General features: G+C 52.1%; 9 protein-coding genes. All 9 read right to left on the reverse strand.

Annotation, left to right across the window (positions count from 1 at the left end; genetic code table 11):
* Positions 1–13 precede the first annotated feature (13 nt).
* Positions 14–3,490 carry a SusC/RagA family TonB-linked outer membrane protein gene (locus B153_RS0107750; protein ID WP_020596127.1) on the reverse strand — a complete coding sequence of 1,159 codons (3,477 nt, stop codon included), beginning with the start codon at positions 3,488–3,490 and terminating at the stop codon, positions 14–16.
* Positions 3,491–3,513: 23 nt separating this feature from the next.
* Positions 3,514–4,521 carry a FecR domain-containing protein gene (locus B153_RS0107755; RefSeq protein WP_020596128.1) on the reverse strand — a complete coding sequence of 336 codons (1,008 nt, stop codon included), beginning with the start codon at positions 4,519–4,521 and terminating at the stop codon, positions 3,514–3,516.
* Between the two features lie 18 nt (positions 4,522–4,539).
* Positions 4,540–5,190 carry an RNA polymerase sigma-70 factor gene (locus tag B153_RS0107760; protein ID WP_020596129.1) on the reverse strand — a complete coding sequence of 217 codons (651 nt, stop codon included), beginning with the start codon at positions 5,188–5,190 and terminating at the stop codon, positions 4,540–4,542.
* 255 nt (positions 5,191–5,445) lie between these two features.
* The gene (locus tag B153_RS34800) at positions 5,446–6,849 is read right to left on the reverse strand and encodes an alpha-amylase family protein (protein WP_020596130.1); all 1,404 of its coding nucleotides are present in this window, start codon (positions 6,847–6,849) and stop codon (positions 5,446–5,448) included.
* Between the two features lie 33 nt (positions 6,850–6,882).
* Positions 6,883–8,430 carry a glycoside hydrolase family protein gene (locus B153_RS0107770; RefSeq protein WP_020596131.1) on the reverse strand — a complete coding sequence of 516 codons (1,548 nt, stop codon included), beginning with the start codon at positions 8,428–8,430 and terminating at the stop codon, positions 6,883–6,885.
* A 50-nt stretch (positions 8,431–8,480) separates the two neighbouring features.
* Entirely contained in the window at positions 8,481–9,923 is a 1,443-nt protein-coding gene (locus tag B153_RS0107775) for a RagB/SusD family nutrient uptake outer membrane protein (protein WP_020596132.1), read from the reverse strand.
* 23 nt (positions 9,924–9,946) lie between these two features.
* Positions 9,947–13,342, reverse strand: a complete 3,396-nt coding sequence (locus B153_RS0107780; protein ID WP_020596133.1) for a SusC/RagA family TonB-linked outer membrane protein — start codon at positions 13,340–13,342, stop codon at positions 9,947–9,949.
* A 244-nt stretch (positions 13,343–13,586) separates the two neighbouring features.
* Positions 13,587–14,618 carry a FecR family protein gene (locus tag B153_RS36525; RefSeq protein WP_020596134.1) on the reverse strand — a complete coding sequence of 344 codons (1,032 nt, stop codon included), beginning with the start codon at positions 14,616–14,618 and terminating at the stop codon, positions 13,587–13,589.
* A 106-nt stretch (positions 14,619–14,724) separates the two neighbouring features.
* On the reverse strand, positions 14,725–15,324 hold the full coding sequence (locus B153_RS0107790) for an RNA polymerase sigma factor (RefSeq protein WP_245564848.1): 600 nt from the start codon (positions 15,322–15,324) through the stop codon (positions 14,725–14,727).
* Between the last annotated feature and the right edge of the window lie 211 nt (positions 15,325–15,535).

The following is a 15,535-nucleotide window of genomic DNA, read 5'->3' on the forward strand; positions in this document are numbered from 1 at the left end:
ATGTCGAAACGGGTTAGAAACCAAAACTTACGCCAAGGATCAGGCTTTTGGGCAGCGGATAGTCGTTCATGTCCATCCCCGGTGTGAGGGGGTTGTCGCCATTGCTAACGTCCGGGTTGAAGCCCTGATTTTTCGTAAAAATGAACGGGTTATTGGCATTTACATAAATGCGGAGCGACCCCAGTTTCGCCCGCTGTACCAGCTTGTCGGGCACGGTATAATTGAGCGATATGTTGTTGATACGCAAATAAGTACCCGTGTCGAGCCAGCGCTGGCTGTATTCGCCACGCACGTTTCCGGTGGGCGCATCGTTCGGGCGCGGGGTATTTCCATCACCGGGGTCCTGCTCCGATTTCCAGTAGTTGTTCTGCGAGGCAGCGTTGCGGAACCGGGAGCGGGTGGCAAACGTGGACCGTCGGGCAATGCTGAGTAGCTGGTTGCCAACAACCCCTTGCAGACTAACGCTCAGGCTCAGGTTCTTGTACGAAAAACGGTTCGTCATGCCATAATAAAAGTCCGGGTAGGGCGAGCCCATAATGGTTTTATCGAAGCTATTGATGACCCCGTCGGGCTTGCCGTTGGCGCCACTCACATCCACAAACCGCAGGTCGCCGGGTCGGGAGCGGGAAGCCGTTCCGGGACTGAAAACCGGACCACGATCCACTTCGGCCTGATTTTTAAACACCCCGTCGGTGAGCCAGCCATAGAACATGCCGATGGGTTGCCCGATCATGGTAATGTTTCCGCCCGAAATGATCGGATCGCCGGTTGGTCCCAGCCGTACCACTTCGTTTTTGAAGGTCGAAATGTTGAAATCGGTAGTCCATTTGATTCGGCTGGTGGTATTGACCGTTCCAATCGAAAACTCCCAACCCGTATTTTTCACCTCACCAATGTTTTTGAGTGCCGTACTGAAACCTGTAATGCCCGGTGTATTCACATTGAGCAATAAGTTGGTATTCCGCGAAATGAAATAGTCGATATTGAACCGAATCCGGTTATTGAAAAAAGCCGCATCGACACCGGCATTCAACTGTTCCTGCGTTTCCCAGGTCAACAAGGGGTTCGACAGTCGACCAGGGATAAAACCCGCAATCGGGGTTTCGCCAAAGGGGTACTTCTGATAGCTGATGGTGGCAAACTGTTCGAAGTTACCGATGTTGTTGTTCCCGGTTTTGCCGTAGCTCGCCCGTAATTTCAACTCCGAAACCGACCGCATATCGCGCAGGAACGGTTCGTCCGACAATCGCCAGGCCAGGGCCGCTGATGGAAAAACCCCGTATTTATTATCGCTCCCAAAACGCGACGAGCCATCGGTACGAATGGAAGCGGTGACGTAGTATTTGCTGTTGTAGTTGTAATTGACCCGCGCCAGATACGAGATCAGCGACCATTGGTACTGTTCGGAGGAGCCGTTGGTAATAATGCCACTGACCGCACTCAGGGTAGGTACGAGGTTGTTCGGGTACTTATTACTCGTTAACGTGTTCGATTCGCCCGTTTCCTGCTGGGCCGTGAAACCCGCTAAGCCTACCAGATTGTGCTTGCCGAAGCTTTTGGTATAGTTTAGCGTATACTCGGTCAGCCAGTTGTAGGTAGCCACGGCATTGTCGGTACCGGAAGCCGGTTCGTTGAAAAGAGAGGGCAATTGGGGCACAAACCGTGAGCCTTTACTACTCAGCAGCGTGGCCCCGATCAACACATTGAACCGCAGATCGTCGGTGAGTTTGTACTCGGCGTTGATGTTACCCAGTACGCCAATCCGCCGTTGGCGGTCCTTAACTTCGCGGGCCAGAGCCGCCGGGTTGTTGAAATTTCCCACTGCTTCGAGACCATTATACCAGAAGTAATCGCCATTCTGATCGTAGATCGGATAAAATGGGTTGACCGACGTAGCCGCGCCCATCACACTGAAATCGCCCGCGCCTACCGTTACCCCGCTTGAGTTGACATTCCCTTTGTCGATGAACGACGGGTTGAAATTCACCTTCAGCGCCAGTCGATTCGAGAGTTTCGCATCCAGATTGATCCGCAGCGAGTAGCGTTTGAAATTGCTGTTGATGATCAACCCATCCTGATTGAAATATTCCCCACTGACCGCGTATTTGATGGCATCGGTTCCGCCCGTGGCCGAAAGCTGGTACTGCTGCTGGGGTGCCACGCGCAGCACCTCGTCCAGCGGTTCAACGTCGGTGGTATTGCGACCCTCCAGCACATCCACGATTAACTGCGGCATTTTAAAATTCCAACTGGTGGCAGGTCCGGTTACGTTGAAGCCACCGTCAATATTCCGGTTTTTGACCCCATCATAAAAGTACTGGGCCTGTTCGCGGGCGGTCATAAACTTGGGTAGTTTCGACACTTTTTGCAGCCCGTAATACGCATCGAACGTAACATTGGCCTTGCCGGATTTCCCCCGTTTGGTATTGATGATAATCACCCCGTTGGAGCCGCGTGACCCGTAAATAGCTGTGGCTGAAGCGTCTTTCAGAATATCCAGACTTTCGATGTCGTTGGGATTCAGGGTCTCAATGGTCTGGGTTGGAAATCCGTCCACCACATAGAGCGGTCCGGCTCCGGCCGAAATACTGCCAATCCCCCGAATTCGGATCTGGGGTGCTGCGCCGGGCTCCCCGCTGACAGGCTTTACCTGTACCCCGGCTACTTTACCCAGCAGCGCCTGGTCGATCCGTGTCACCGACATTTCCTGGATTTCCTTGCTTTCGATGGTACCCACAGCCCCCGTCAAATCTTTGCGTCGCTGGGTACCATACCCGACGACGACCACCTCATCCAGCGCTTTGGTATCGGCCTGTAAGGTTACGTTCACGGTGGTCATGTTGCCAAGCGAGACTTCCTGCGCCTGATAGCCCAGAAACGAAAAGATCAATACCGGGTTACCGTCGGGCACCTGAAGGGTATAGCGCCCATCTTTGTCTGACGTAGTGCCTCGGGTTGTGCCTTTAATGACGATGCTGACACCGGGTAGCCCCTCCCCTTTTTCGTCGATTGTGCGCCCGGTGATGGTCCGGTCCACTTTAGCCGCTTCGGCTTCTTCATGCTTCTCATTATCGCCCGATGCCGGAGCGTCGGGTCGGCGGATCATATCGGCCTGGGCCGAGGCTCTTGGCCGCGACGATTCCTCAACGGACGCTGTTCCCCTACGGACTACATACCCACCCTTCAATAGCTTTTTATACCGAAACCCGTTAGGAGTCAGCAGATTCCGAAGGTTTTTCTCCAGCGTAGCATTTCGGTCGAGCAAACCGGCTGGCACCACGATCTGCTGCATCATATCTTCTTCAAAAAGAATATCGACCCGGTATATCCGCTGCAATTCCAGGAGTGCATCCTGCAAGCGTATGGTCTGGCTGGCCTGCTGGTGAAAAACGGGCGGTTTCGTATGTGCCGTAGCCAGTACCTGAGCCACGGTCGTGCTGAATGAGAACAAAAAGATCCCCGAGCAGCCGGATAATAGCCACTTTTTCATAGAGGAGACGGTTAGAGGTTTAGTTACTGAATTTGGTTAGGATCGGATGATTTCAACTGGACGGCTTTTCCGTCGCGGACCACTTCTATATCGAACAATTCAATCAATGCCTGTAGTAACTCATCTGCATTGTGGGCGTGGAATGTTCCCGTAACCTTTCGTCGGGCCAGTGCCGAGTCGAGCTGTACGGTTAACCCAAAATTATCATTCAGTAAATCAGCGATTTCCGGCATGGGGGTTCGCTGAAAGGTGTACTCGTAGTTTTTCCACCCGGTTGCCACCGTCGGTTCGAGTGTCTGATGGCCCCGTTTGGCCTGTCCACCCGCCGATACATTCACCCAATCGCCCGGACGCATGGTCAGGGTACTGATCTGATCCAGCGTAGGGTAGCGCAACTGTACTTTCCCTTTCGTCAGCTCAACCCGGGTGTTGTTCCGGCGGGCGTTGACGACGAACTCGGTTCCCAGCACCACCACTTCCACGTCATTGGCGGCATGAACCTTAAACGGATCGTGGGTCGATGTATGAACCACCGCAAACTCGGCCTCACCTTTCAGAAACACATCCCGCGACGGAGCCAGAAACGGGAAACGCGAAAGCTGTAACTCCGAGTTGGCATTCAGCGTTACCCGTGTGCCATCGGGTAATACGATCGACCGAATTTCACCGTACTCCGTCGCGATGGTGCGCATTAGCCAATAGTCCTGGGTAAGGTAGCCAACCGTCAGCAGGAGCAGTACTACCGAAGCGGCCATCCAGTAAGTGCCCGGTTTCCAGCGGTTCCACACAGCTATCGGGCGTACCACAACGGGTTGGGGCGTGGCGTCGATTTGTTGTAAGAACTGTTGATACGCTTCGTCGGCATCGGTTATGATCTGTGGATGTTGACGCTCCCATTCCTGCAACCATTGGTAATACAGCTGCTGATGTTCCGGAGTCTGTAGCCACTCCCGCACCAGTTCGATCTGTAGCGGGGTAGTCCGTCCGTCGAAATGGATGAATAGAAGCTCTTTATTTATAACCGTTTTCATGCTGTAGCGATCAACATCTCATAACGTCAGGTAACCGAATAGCAACAGACAGAACTCCTGCCGGAGCAGCACCCGCAAACTCGACAACGCACGGGTAATATGACTTTCGACCGTTTTATGATTGATCTGTAACTCCTGCGCAATCTCGGCATGCGAGCGGCCATCAAACCGACTCATGATAAACACGCGCTGGGCCTGCATAGGCAACGTCCGAATGATCTCATTGATCTGCCGACGGAGTTCATCCAGTTGCAGGATATGATCGGGTTGCTGAACCGAATCGGGATTACCTTCATCGAAAAGCTCCAGAGGTCGGGACCGGCTTAGTTCGAACTTTAGGTAGTTATAAGCCCGGTTACGCACCGACCGGAACAGATACGCCCGATACGAAGTCGTAATTTTCTCATACGTCCGATTCGTCCAGAACGTCAGAAACACTTCGCCCACAATATCTTCGGTAACCTGCCGGGAATACACAAACCGAATGGCCGTGCTGCATAAGTCCCGGTAATAGGCCCGAAAGAGTAATTCACACCCTTTATGTGGGTCGGTCGCGAAGGCCTGCCGGATAAAATATTCCGCATCCGGCTCATTCGCATCCGCAAGAACCGAATCGCCCATAGCCAGGGGTTTTACGGATGTTTGTAAGGTATGACTTGAAACGCCCATCTGTAGTGACCGAACGCATAAAGGGTTTATGACTTATAGACAAAAAAAGGCGGGGCACCCCCGAGTCAAATAGAAATTTTTTTATAAAATTCTGAACCAGACAAAGAAAATAGGGATAATTGGGCCTGTTTCGGAGGTTTTTAGTGGGAAGTAGCCAGAACGATTCGTGGGAAGAAAGTGGGTGAGAAAAACTCCTCACCCGTTTCTGGCATCTTACCAACCTATGCAAATTCGTGTTGAACCCATGTAAACGCTTTACAATTTTTCAGCATCGCGAATGGCCCGTCCGGCGGCATCTAAATTGGCCAGCATCATTTCGGAATATTTGCGGGACAGAATTACGCCATCCGCTCCCCCTTTGAATGCAGCTAAGGTGGCCTGATAGGTATCGTCGGGTGAAGCTTTCCGGCTATTGGCTCCCGTCGGGATATTTACGTCAATACCGGGCAGAATCTGCGCTTTCCTCTTCACACCCGCTTTGGCACGCTGGGTTTCGCGCATCACATAATCGGGCGACAGACCCGCCATCGGCAGTTCGTCCAGCGCGGCCTCATTGGTGTAGTTCAGCAGGTGATTGTTGATCCGCATCACCTCTGTTGGGGGCACATCGCGAAAGACCGTCGAGGTGATGTTCCGAATAAAGCTCCGGTAACGTTCGCCACCACAGTTGTTGTACACCACCACTTTCAGGAAATCGGCCATCGTCGCTAGTTCTTCGTAACTGCGGCTGGCCCGATAGAGGGGATTGAAGGAGTTGGTATGTTCGATATGAAACCCGACTTCCAGATTTTTGCGAACGGCTTTCACAGCAGTGTACACATCCTTCAACACCTGATGCTTGCCCAGATCGAACAGTTGGTTATACGCCATGATCTCAGGATACTCCAGCAGTAACCGACTGAATTCCACATAGTACCCATCGGTAGGCCGGATCGCATTCAGGGAGTTCTGTACGTACTGATTCAATTTGCGATATCCCTCTTTAGCCCGTTCAAAATCAATTCCGTGTTCGCGTGCCGCCCGCTGGTGATGTTCGCAGAAGCAGGTCACCTTTGCCGAGTCGATGCCCTGAGCATGGCTGACGCCAATGGCGTTGAGCAACGGGCCGTTTCGTTCATTGAACAGCAGCACCCCATCGATGTTGTACGACGAACTCAGGTCGGTGGCCACGGCTTTCCAGAATTCCCGAACGTCGGGCTGAAAAAAGCACATCGCTCCCCCTTGCCGCCCATGCAGATCAACTTCGGCCATTTCCTTTACGAACGGCACATCGGCGGGGTAGTTGAAACCGTCCTGAATGGAGCAGATCACTTTCATCCCCCGCTTTTTGGCCGCCGGTAATACTTCAGCAACGATGTCGAGCTTGCCGAAATCAGGCGCACGAAACCGCTCCCCTTTCATGGCCGTTTTGGCGTAAAACTTCGGGTGTGGTGTCGCGTAATTGCCCCCGTGGAAATAGCTTTCGTCCGATACCTGGGCCCCGTGGTCGGGAAAGGGCCGACCGGGTATCTGCCGTCCGGTAATGCCCCGGTCGTACGAAAAGGTACTGAGATAGAGCGTATTGATGGCGCCCCGTTGCTGTAATAGATTCAGCGTTTTTTCGATGCCTTCATCCACGAATGAATCGGGCCCAATCTGAATGCCAATAGTTTTTTTCATGCGTGTATTCCGTTACAAATCGATGTGTACTACCTACCCTTTGGTAGCTTCCCGAATGGCGCGTCCGGCGGCTGCCAGGTCTTCCAGATCCATTTCGGAATATTTACGTGATAAAATCACCCCATCGGCTCCCCCTTTGTAGGCGGCTGCGGTGGCGGCATACGCATCCTCGGGTGACCCTTTGCGGCTCGTTTTCTTGGTCGGAATACCCACATCGATACCAGGCAGGATTTTACACTGGCCTTTGACCCCCGCAATGGCACGCTGGGTTTCGCGCATCACATAATCGGGCGATAAACCGGCGGTGGGCAACTCATCGATGGATGCTTCATTGCCGTAGTTCAGCAGATGGTTGTTGAATCGCATCAATTCTTCCAGCGGCACATCGCGGAAAATGGTCGACTGAATGTTGCGGATAAAGTTGGCGTAACGTTCGCCACCACAGTTGTTGTAGGCCACTATTTTCAGGAAATCAGCTTTTTTCGCCAGTTCTTCGTAGCTGCGGCTGGCCCGGAAAAACGGATTGAACGAATTGACGTGCTCGACGTGAAAACCAACCTGCAGGTCTTTCTTCACGCCTTTCACGGCATCGTACACGTCGCCCAACACCTGATGCTTGCCCATGTCGAACAGTTTATCCCAGGCGACGATTTCGGGGTAGTGCAACATCAGTCGGTTGAACTCGACATAGTAGCCATCGCTCGGGCGTTCGCCTTTCATCGATAATTTAATAAACTGATCGAGCTTGTGATAGCCTTCCTTCGCCCGTTCGTAACTGATGCCGAGCTTTTTGGCTTCGCGCTGGTGGTGTTCACAAAAGCAGGTCGTCCGGGTCGAGTCGATGGTTTGAAAATGGCTGGCTCCCAACGCATTGAGCAGTGGCCCATTCCGCTCGTTGAAAAACAGCACCCCATCGATATCGTAGGACTTGCTGATGTCAGTCACCAGCCCCGTCCAGAAGGCCCGCACGTTGGGATTGAACAGGCAAAGCGTATTGGCCTGACGCCCCATCAGATCGATTTCCGAACACTCCTTAACCCCCGGCACATCGGCCCGCCACTGATCTTCGACCGACGCAAACACTTTCATGCCCCGTTTTTTAGCCGCCGGAATCACCGATGCCAGAATATCGAAGTTGCCATGTTCGGTGGCTCGGGTGTTTTTCAACACGGTATTCTTATAATATTCAGGGTGCGGTATCGCATAATTACCCCCGTGGAATGTTTTCTCATCTGACACCTGCGAGCCATGCGCCGGAAACGGTTCGCCCGGCAATTGCCGTCCGGCCAGTCCGCGCCCATACGTGAATACGGTCAGGAATAGTGTATTGATGGCTCCCTGTTTCTGTACAATGTCCAGCACTTTATCGACGCCCTCATCGACAAACGAAACGGCCCCGATCTGAATGCCATGCATCATGGCGTCAGCCGCTTTTTTAGGTTCTGAGAGGCCCAACGAACTCAGGTCGGTTAGTGGCGCGGCAGCCATGAGCGCGCTGATCCGGGCGCTGTTCTTAATGAATTCCCGTCGTGAACTGTCGGTCGGTTGCATCGATTTTTCGGAATCGGTATGTTGGTTCATGCGTTGTGTATGTAAAGTCCTATTTTTGGTAAAAAGTCTGGATTCTGGTCTTAATTATACCCTGGATTCTGCGGCAGAACAGTTGGGTCGTTGATGATCTGGATCTGGGTCAGCGGCAGCGGAAAAACGGTCATATTCTCTTTCATCCCCAGTTTTTGGAGTGTCGCCAGCGCCCGACCCGTGCGAACAAGGTCAAACCAGCGATGGCCTTCGAGCGTCAGCTCAAAGCGTCTTTCCAGGTAAATTTTTTCGCGGGCCTCATCTTTGGTCAGGCCAGTGTAGCCCGGCAGGCCCACCCGTTGCCGAACCTGATTCAGATAGGGCAGCGCCTGAGCCGTTTTGCCGTTTTCATTCATGGCTTCGGCCAGCATCAGCAGCACATCGGCATAGCGAATCACCTTCCAGTTCGCCTTACTATCGCTCGGAATGGCCGAGGGAGCTATGTATTTGGTCGTGAATGACTTGGAGGCCTGTACCGACTGCGATGGAATCGGAATAAAGGTTCCGTTGACGGTTATGCCGTAGTTGACCGTCACGGCCCGCCGGGGATCGGCAGGATCGAAAGCTTTGAAGAGAGTTTCGGTTGGCGAGCCCGAGTTGCCGGGGGTTCCCGACGCAAAGCCGTAGTAGTCCATAATGACTTTGGCAAACGGAAAAAACTGAAGCGGGAAGCCACTGCCTTCGTTGATGCCTTCTTCATATTCGACATCGAAAATGTATTCGCTGTGGTGTTCATTTTTCGAGTAGTCGAACAGGTCTTTGTAGTTGGGCAGCAAGGCATATTTCATGGTTGTTACCTGCAACAGCTTTGCTTCGGCATTGACAAAATCTTTCCGGGTCAGGTACACCCTTCCCAACAGCGATGCAGCGGCCCCTTTGGTCGGTCGGCCCACATCGGCACCACTGTACGAAGCAGGCAATTTCGATTCGGCATCGAGCAGGTCTTTGATAATGACCTCGTCATAAATCTTCGCGACTTTTTCCCGGCCCGTTTTATAGGTATCTTCTACGGTTATGGGCGTCGTTACCATCGGCACATCGCCAAAAATTCGGACCAGATCGAAGTAGGCCAGTGCCCGCAGAAATTTAGCCTCGCCGATATGCCGATTTTTATTCACCACGACGGTAGGGTCGGTCGGTTCAATCTTGGCTAACAGGATATTAGCCCGATAAATCATCCGGTAATAATTCTGCCAGCTATTGCCGATAATGGCTAACCGGCTGTTGGCGTTGAACTGATCGATGGAGACGTTTTCGGCCTGGTTGGGAATCTCTTCGGCAATATCTTCTCCCGGCAGATCGCCAAATTTCCAGAAGTTCTGATACTGGGTTTGTAGGGTGTTATAGGCGGCCGTTATGGCATCCTGAAAGTCCTTATCCGTTTTATACACCCCGTCGATACTCACGGTAGACTTGGGCAGAATTTCAATAAATTCCTTGCGGCAGGATACGATCAGCAAGGAGCCGATCAGTAAATACACGAATGTTTTCATAATCCACGTATGGAGATAGAGGTTTAGAAACCGAGGTTTATGCCCAGTACAAGGCTCTTGGTCAGGGGATAGTTGTTCTGGTCCACACCGGGCGTCAGTGGGTTATCGCTGTTGCTCACATCGGGGTTGAAGGCTTCATTCCTGGTGAAAAGGAACGGATTGGTAGCCGTTGCATACAGCCGAAGCGACCCCAGCGAGAGTTTTTGCAGAAGAGCCGAAGGGACCTGATAGCTCAGCGAGATGTTGTTGATGCGCAGATAGGTACCTTCATCCAGATAGCGCGAATTCCAGGGGTCCCGGTTATTGCCCGTTGGCGCATCGTTCGGGCGAGGCACCTGCCCATCGCCGGAGTTCTGTTCCGATTTCCAGTAGGCATTGGACGACGCTAACTGCCGTACCCGCCCCCGCGTATTCAGGGTACCCAACCTTGATACGCTCAGCACCTTATTACCAACCACTCCTTGCAGACTAACGCTCAGACTCAGGTTTTTATAGGAAAAGCGGTTGGTCATACCATAGAAGAAATCTGGATAAGGCGACCCCATAATGGTCTGATCGTAGCCGTCGATGATACCGTCGGGTTTGCCATCGGGACCGCTGATATCTACGAACCGGGTATCGCCAACCCGTGAGGCAATGGTTGAGCCAGGTCGGTAGATCGGCCCTTTGGCCAGCTCAGCCGCATTTTTAAACACCCCGTCAGTGATCCAGCCGTAAAACATTCCGATAGGCTGACCAATCATGGTGACGTTTCCGCCCGAATAAATCGGATCGCCCTGCGGGCCCAGCTTGACCACTTCGTTTTTATAGGTCGAGATGTTGAAATCGGTTGTCCAGCTAAACTTTCCATCGACATTGACCGTGTTCAGTACAAACTCCCAGCCACTATTTTTCACTTCACCGATGTTTTGCAGGGCTGTACTGAAACCCGTCAGGTCGGAGATATTTACGTTCAGCAGCAAATCGGTATTCCGGGAACGGAAGTGATCGATGGTCAGGTTTACCCGGCTCTTCAACACCGACAGATCGATACCAAAGTTTACCTGCTGCTGCTTTTCCCAGGTCAGATTCGGATTGGGCAACCGACCGGGTGCAAACCCACCCACCGAGGCCCCGCCATACGTGTATTTTTCGTAGCTGAGGGTGGCATACTGGTCAAAGTTCCCAATGTTATTGTTCCCGGTTTTGCCATAGCTGGTCCGCAGTTTCAGCTCCGAAACGAACGGAACATTTTTCAGAAAGGCTTCGTCCGACAACCGCCAGGCCAGAGCCGCCGATGGGAAGACCCCGTACTTGTTTTCCGACCCAAAGCGCGACGAGCCATCGGTCCGAATGGAAGCGGTGACGTAGTATTTACTTTTGTAATTGTAGTTGACCCGCGCCAGATACGAGATCAGCGACCACTGGTATGAATCGGACGAGCCGTTGGTTATCTGCCCACTAACGGCACTCAGATTAGGCACCAGGTTGTTCGGGTATTTATTACTGGTCAGGAAATTCGACTCGTAATTCTCTTTCTGCGCCGTAAAGCCCCCCAGCGCCATAATGTTATGCGAACCAATCGACTTCGTATAGTTCAGCGTGTATTCCGTCAGCCAGTTGGTGAGCATGGACGAGTTATCCGTACCGACGGCCGGTTCATTAAAAAAGGCCGGTAGCTGCGGTTTGAAGTTCATTCCTCGCCCACTCATCAGGTTCCCGCCAATCATCACATTGAACTTCAGATCGTCCAGGATTTTATACTCGGCGTTGATGTTCCCCAACAGACGCATACTTTTCTGGTTCGCTTTCACTTCATTGGCCAGCGCCAGTGGATTGGTCAGGTTCGATGAACCCGCCAGGCCGCTAAACACGAAGTAATCGCCCGTTGGAGTCCGCAATGGGAAAAAGGAATTTGCCATCACGGCCTGCGCAATAATGCCATCGTTTGGCCCCGTTCCGGCACCAGCCGCCAGTACGTTGTTCGATTCGGTAAAGGAGGGGTTCAGGTTAAATTTTACGGAGAGTCGTTTCGAAAACTGGGCATCGATATTGGCCCGAACCGAATACCGATTGAAGCCGCTGTTGATGATAATCCCTTCCTGATTGAAATATTCGCCACTCAGCGCATACTTCACGTTTTCGTTGCCACCCGTTGCCGTCAGTTGGTACTGGTGCTGGGGAGCCGTCCGCAACACTTCATCCAGCGCATCGACATCGTAGGTATTTCGTCCTTCCAGCACATCGATCACTTCGGGCGGTACCTGCCGAAACCAGGTGGAATACGGCCCCGATACATCTCTGCCTTCGTCGATATTCCGGTTTCGGATGCCGTCGTAGTAGTACTGCGCCTGTTCTTTAGCATTCATGAATTTAGGCCGTTTGGCAATCTTCTGCCAGCCCGTATAGGCATCAAACGAAAACCTGGCTTTACCGGATTTGCCCCGTTTCGTATTGATGATGATCACCCCGTTGGACCCCCGCGAGCCATAAATAGCCGTAGCCGACGCATCCTTCAGAATGTCCATGCTTTCGATATCATTCGGGTTCAGCGTCTGGATATTATCAGTTGGAAACCCATCGACTACGTACAGCGGTCCAACCCCCGCCGAGATACTGCCAACGCCCCGAATGCGGATCTGCGGAGCCGCGCCCGGTTCGCCCGATACGGGTTTCACCTGAACCCCCGCCACTTTGCCCAATAACGCCTGATCGACACGCGAAACCGGCTGTTCACGAATCTGCTCGACCCCAACAGCGGCCACCGATCCGGTTAGATCTTTCTTCTTCACGGTACCATACCCAACCACCACCACTTCATCAAGCGATTTATTGTCGGGAGCCAATTGAACGTCGACGGTGGCGCGATTGCCAATGGCCACTTCCTGATTCAGATAGCCGACAAAAGAGAATACCAGCGTAGTGGTTTCGTCCGGCACATTGAGCCTGAATTTCCCATCGGCATCTGTATTGGTGCCGCGCGTGCTGTTCTTCACCACGACACTCACGCCCGGTAGGCCTTCGCCGGTTTCGCTTCTGACAATGCCCGTTATGACCCGGTCGGCGGGGCGTTCCAGTTGCAGTTGTGTATGTTCAGGCAATGTGTTCAAACCCGACGGGCGAACGCTGAGCAGAATCTGTTTTCTTCCGATTACTTCGTAGGTAACTGCAGTGTGCCGAAAGAGTTGATCGAGGACAGATGACAGGCGCTGATTGGCAATTTTAAGCGATACCCGTCGGTCGGCCTGAATTTGCTGCGGGATGTACGAAAAAGTGACCTTCGCTTGTTTCTCAATGGTCGACAGGATCACACGAACTTCCTTATCGTCAACGGTTAAGCTGATCGATTGCTCCAGTAAAGGCTGAGCAACAACCGTTCGTGCATAGGTCATATTCAGGAATAAAACCGTGCACAGCAACTGAGCAAGAGTGATACGCATAATTGTACGTGCACAGTCGTGATTGAATCGAGGTAATTCCATACCTTTGATCGTTTTTGTTTAGAGGATTTAGACAAAGACAAACGAGCCCCTGCACATCTCGAAAAGGATGCGACGGTATGCGAACCGGAAAATGTGGGGCTTACTCAGGTCGGCGGTGCTTGGACCCATCGCCGACCTTCTTCTGCAGACAGGTCAAGATTACGTCATAGGGTACGGGTTAAGGTTCAACATGCGGAACAGGCTAGCAACCCGATCCGGTAATGACAATTTGGGCATCAATGATCTTATAAGTAGCTCCCAGTAGTTTACAGATGATGGTCAGCTTGTCGTACAGGCTTTCCTGATCCAGTGAAGTGGTTATGTGGCAGTTGGCCATAACTTCCTCATCGTACACCACATCAACGCCATAAGCTTTTTCAATAGCCGCCAGGATGGTCGAGACAGGCGCGTTCTGGAACGTGAACGAAGGCATCTCTGCTTCTTTGCTGACCACGAGCGGTTTCTCAACCAGGGTTTTCACCAGTCGCTGTTCCTGATTCAGATACGTGACCTGCTGGTTAGGCGTCAGAACAACCCCAATGGTTTCAGGGTCCGATTTACCTTTCGACTGCGCGACCAGTTTGGGCGAATAGACCGATACTCGCCCAGTTCGTACCGATACGGTTACGTTTCGCTCCGTCGGATTGGCTTTAATCCAGAAACTCGTACCGAGCACTTTGGTGATCAGATCCTGCGAATAGACCAGAAACGGCTTGTGCGGATTTTTCTGAATCTCGAAAAATGCCTCCCCTTCCAGAATGACCTCCCGTTTCTGGGCGGCAAATGTGGTCGGGTATCGGATTTTACTGCCCGGATTCAGGGTAATCACACTGTTGTCGCTCAGGATCACCCGCTCCAGCGTTTTCGAGCGATTGACCCGCTCCGTAAATAAGACCGTTTTGTCTACGATACTGACCTCCTCGCCCGACAGGTCGGTAGTTGGCCGGGTCATGAATAACCAGCTCAATCCACCAATCAGAACCACGGCGGCAGCCGCTGCCCAGTAGGCATATCGCCGGAAACCTATCCGACGAACCGGAACGGTATGCACTGTCTGATCGGCCAGTGTCTGCCAGTTTCGGGCCAGCATCTGGCTTTTTTCCTCATCGGTGGTGGGCAATGCGACCTCTGTATCCAGCGATTCGTACCATTGATCGAGCAAGGCCCGTTCTTCGTCCGTACAATCGCCTTTGAGGTATTTAGCCAGCAGTTCCTGGTAGGTAGCACCGTCCATCGGGTTGAGTCATTCGTTCAAAAGGTATAGACGAACAACGCCCCAAAACTCCCTAGGGCCTAACGCTATTTTTTTTAGAAATTTTTTAATTTTTGAAAGAATCGGCTTATTCCGAGAGCCAGAGAAGAAGCCAGATGGCGGTAAAATCCCGCAGATTCTGTCGTAGGAAGGCTGTTGACCGCGATAGGTGATACTCGATTGTTTTTTCGGAAAGATTCAGGCGCTGGGCAATTTCGCGGATGGTCAGATGTTCGAATCGACTCAAAATGAAGATCTCGCGCGTTTTTTCAGGGAGTTTTGCCAGCGTATTCTGAATGGCTTCGGATAGTTCATTCAATTGCACGGCTTCGCTGGTCGCCATGGTTTCGGTCGGGAAAAATAGCCGAAGTGTATCCAGATAATGCTCCTCCTGAATATTCCGACGAACATAATCGACGATCAGATTTCGAAGAGATACCCCTAAAAATGCCTGAAGATTAATCACCCGTAAGACTTCCCGCTTTTGCCAGAGCATCACAAATAACTCCTGCGCCAACTCTTCGGCAACCTCTTTCCGGCGAAGTTTACGATGCGCCAGCACGTACATTTTATACCAATACCGTTCATACAACTCCCTGAATGCCTGCTCGTCGCCCTCGCGCAGCAGGGTCAACAATTCGGGATCGGTCATCAGATTCAGGGCCATTTCGACTGGATATACACACAAAGTTGTACTAATTCCCTAAATACTTAAACTATTTATTTTTACTATACCATAGCTTGTAATCGTAGTAAGACCACATCTGGCTCCATACGCCCAATCCGTGCTACGCAGTTTCGATTCAAGCGCGGGCATAAAAAAGCCTCCCTGAATACCAGAGAGGCTTTTACAATTCCAACCTACGAGGCAGTCTCTTACTTGACTTAACTAGTATGTA

Source organism: Spirosoma panaciterrae DSM 21099, from assembly GCF_000374025.1.
GTDB classification, from domain to species: Bacteria; Bacteroidota; Bacteroidia; order Cytophagales; family Spirosomataceae; genus Spirosoma; species Spirosoma panaciterrae.

Coding starts and splice junctions, on each gene's coding strand:
- B153_RS0107750 (WP_020596127.1), bottom strand. CDS start 3,490: ATGAAAAAGTGGCTATTATCCGGCTGCTCGGGGATCTTTTTGTTCTCA.
- B153_RS0107755 (WP_020596128.1), bottom strand. CDS start 4,521: ATGAAAACGGTTATAAATAAAGAGCTTCTATTCATCCATTTCGACGGA.
- B153_RS0107760 (WP_020596129.1), bottom strand. CDS start 5,190: ATGGGCGTTTCAAGTCATACCTTACAAACATCCGTAAAACCCCTGGCT.
- B153_RS34800 (WP_020596130.1), bottom strand. CDS start 6,849: ATGAAAAAAACTATTGGCATTCAGATTGGGCCCGATTCATTCGTGGAT.
- B153_RS0107770 (WP_020596131.1), bottom strand. CDS start 8,430: ATGAACCAACATACCGATTCCGAAAAATCGATGCAACCGACCGACAGT.
- B153_RS0107775 (WP_020596132.1), bottom strand. CDS start 9,923: ATGAAAACATTCGTGTATTTACTGATCGGCTCCTTGCTGATCGTATCC.
- B153_RS0107780 (WP_020596133.1), bottom strand. CDS start 13,342: ATGCGTATCACTCTTGCTCAGTTGCTGTGCACGGTTTTATTCCTGAAT.
- B153_RS36525 (WP_020596134.1), bottom strand. CDS start 14,618: ATGGACGGTGCTACCTACCAGGAACTGCTGGCTAAATACCTCAAAGGC.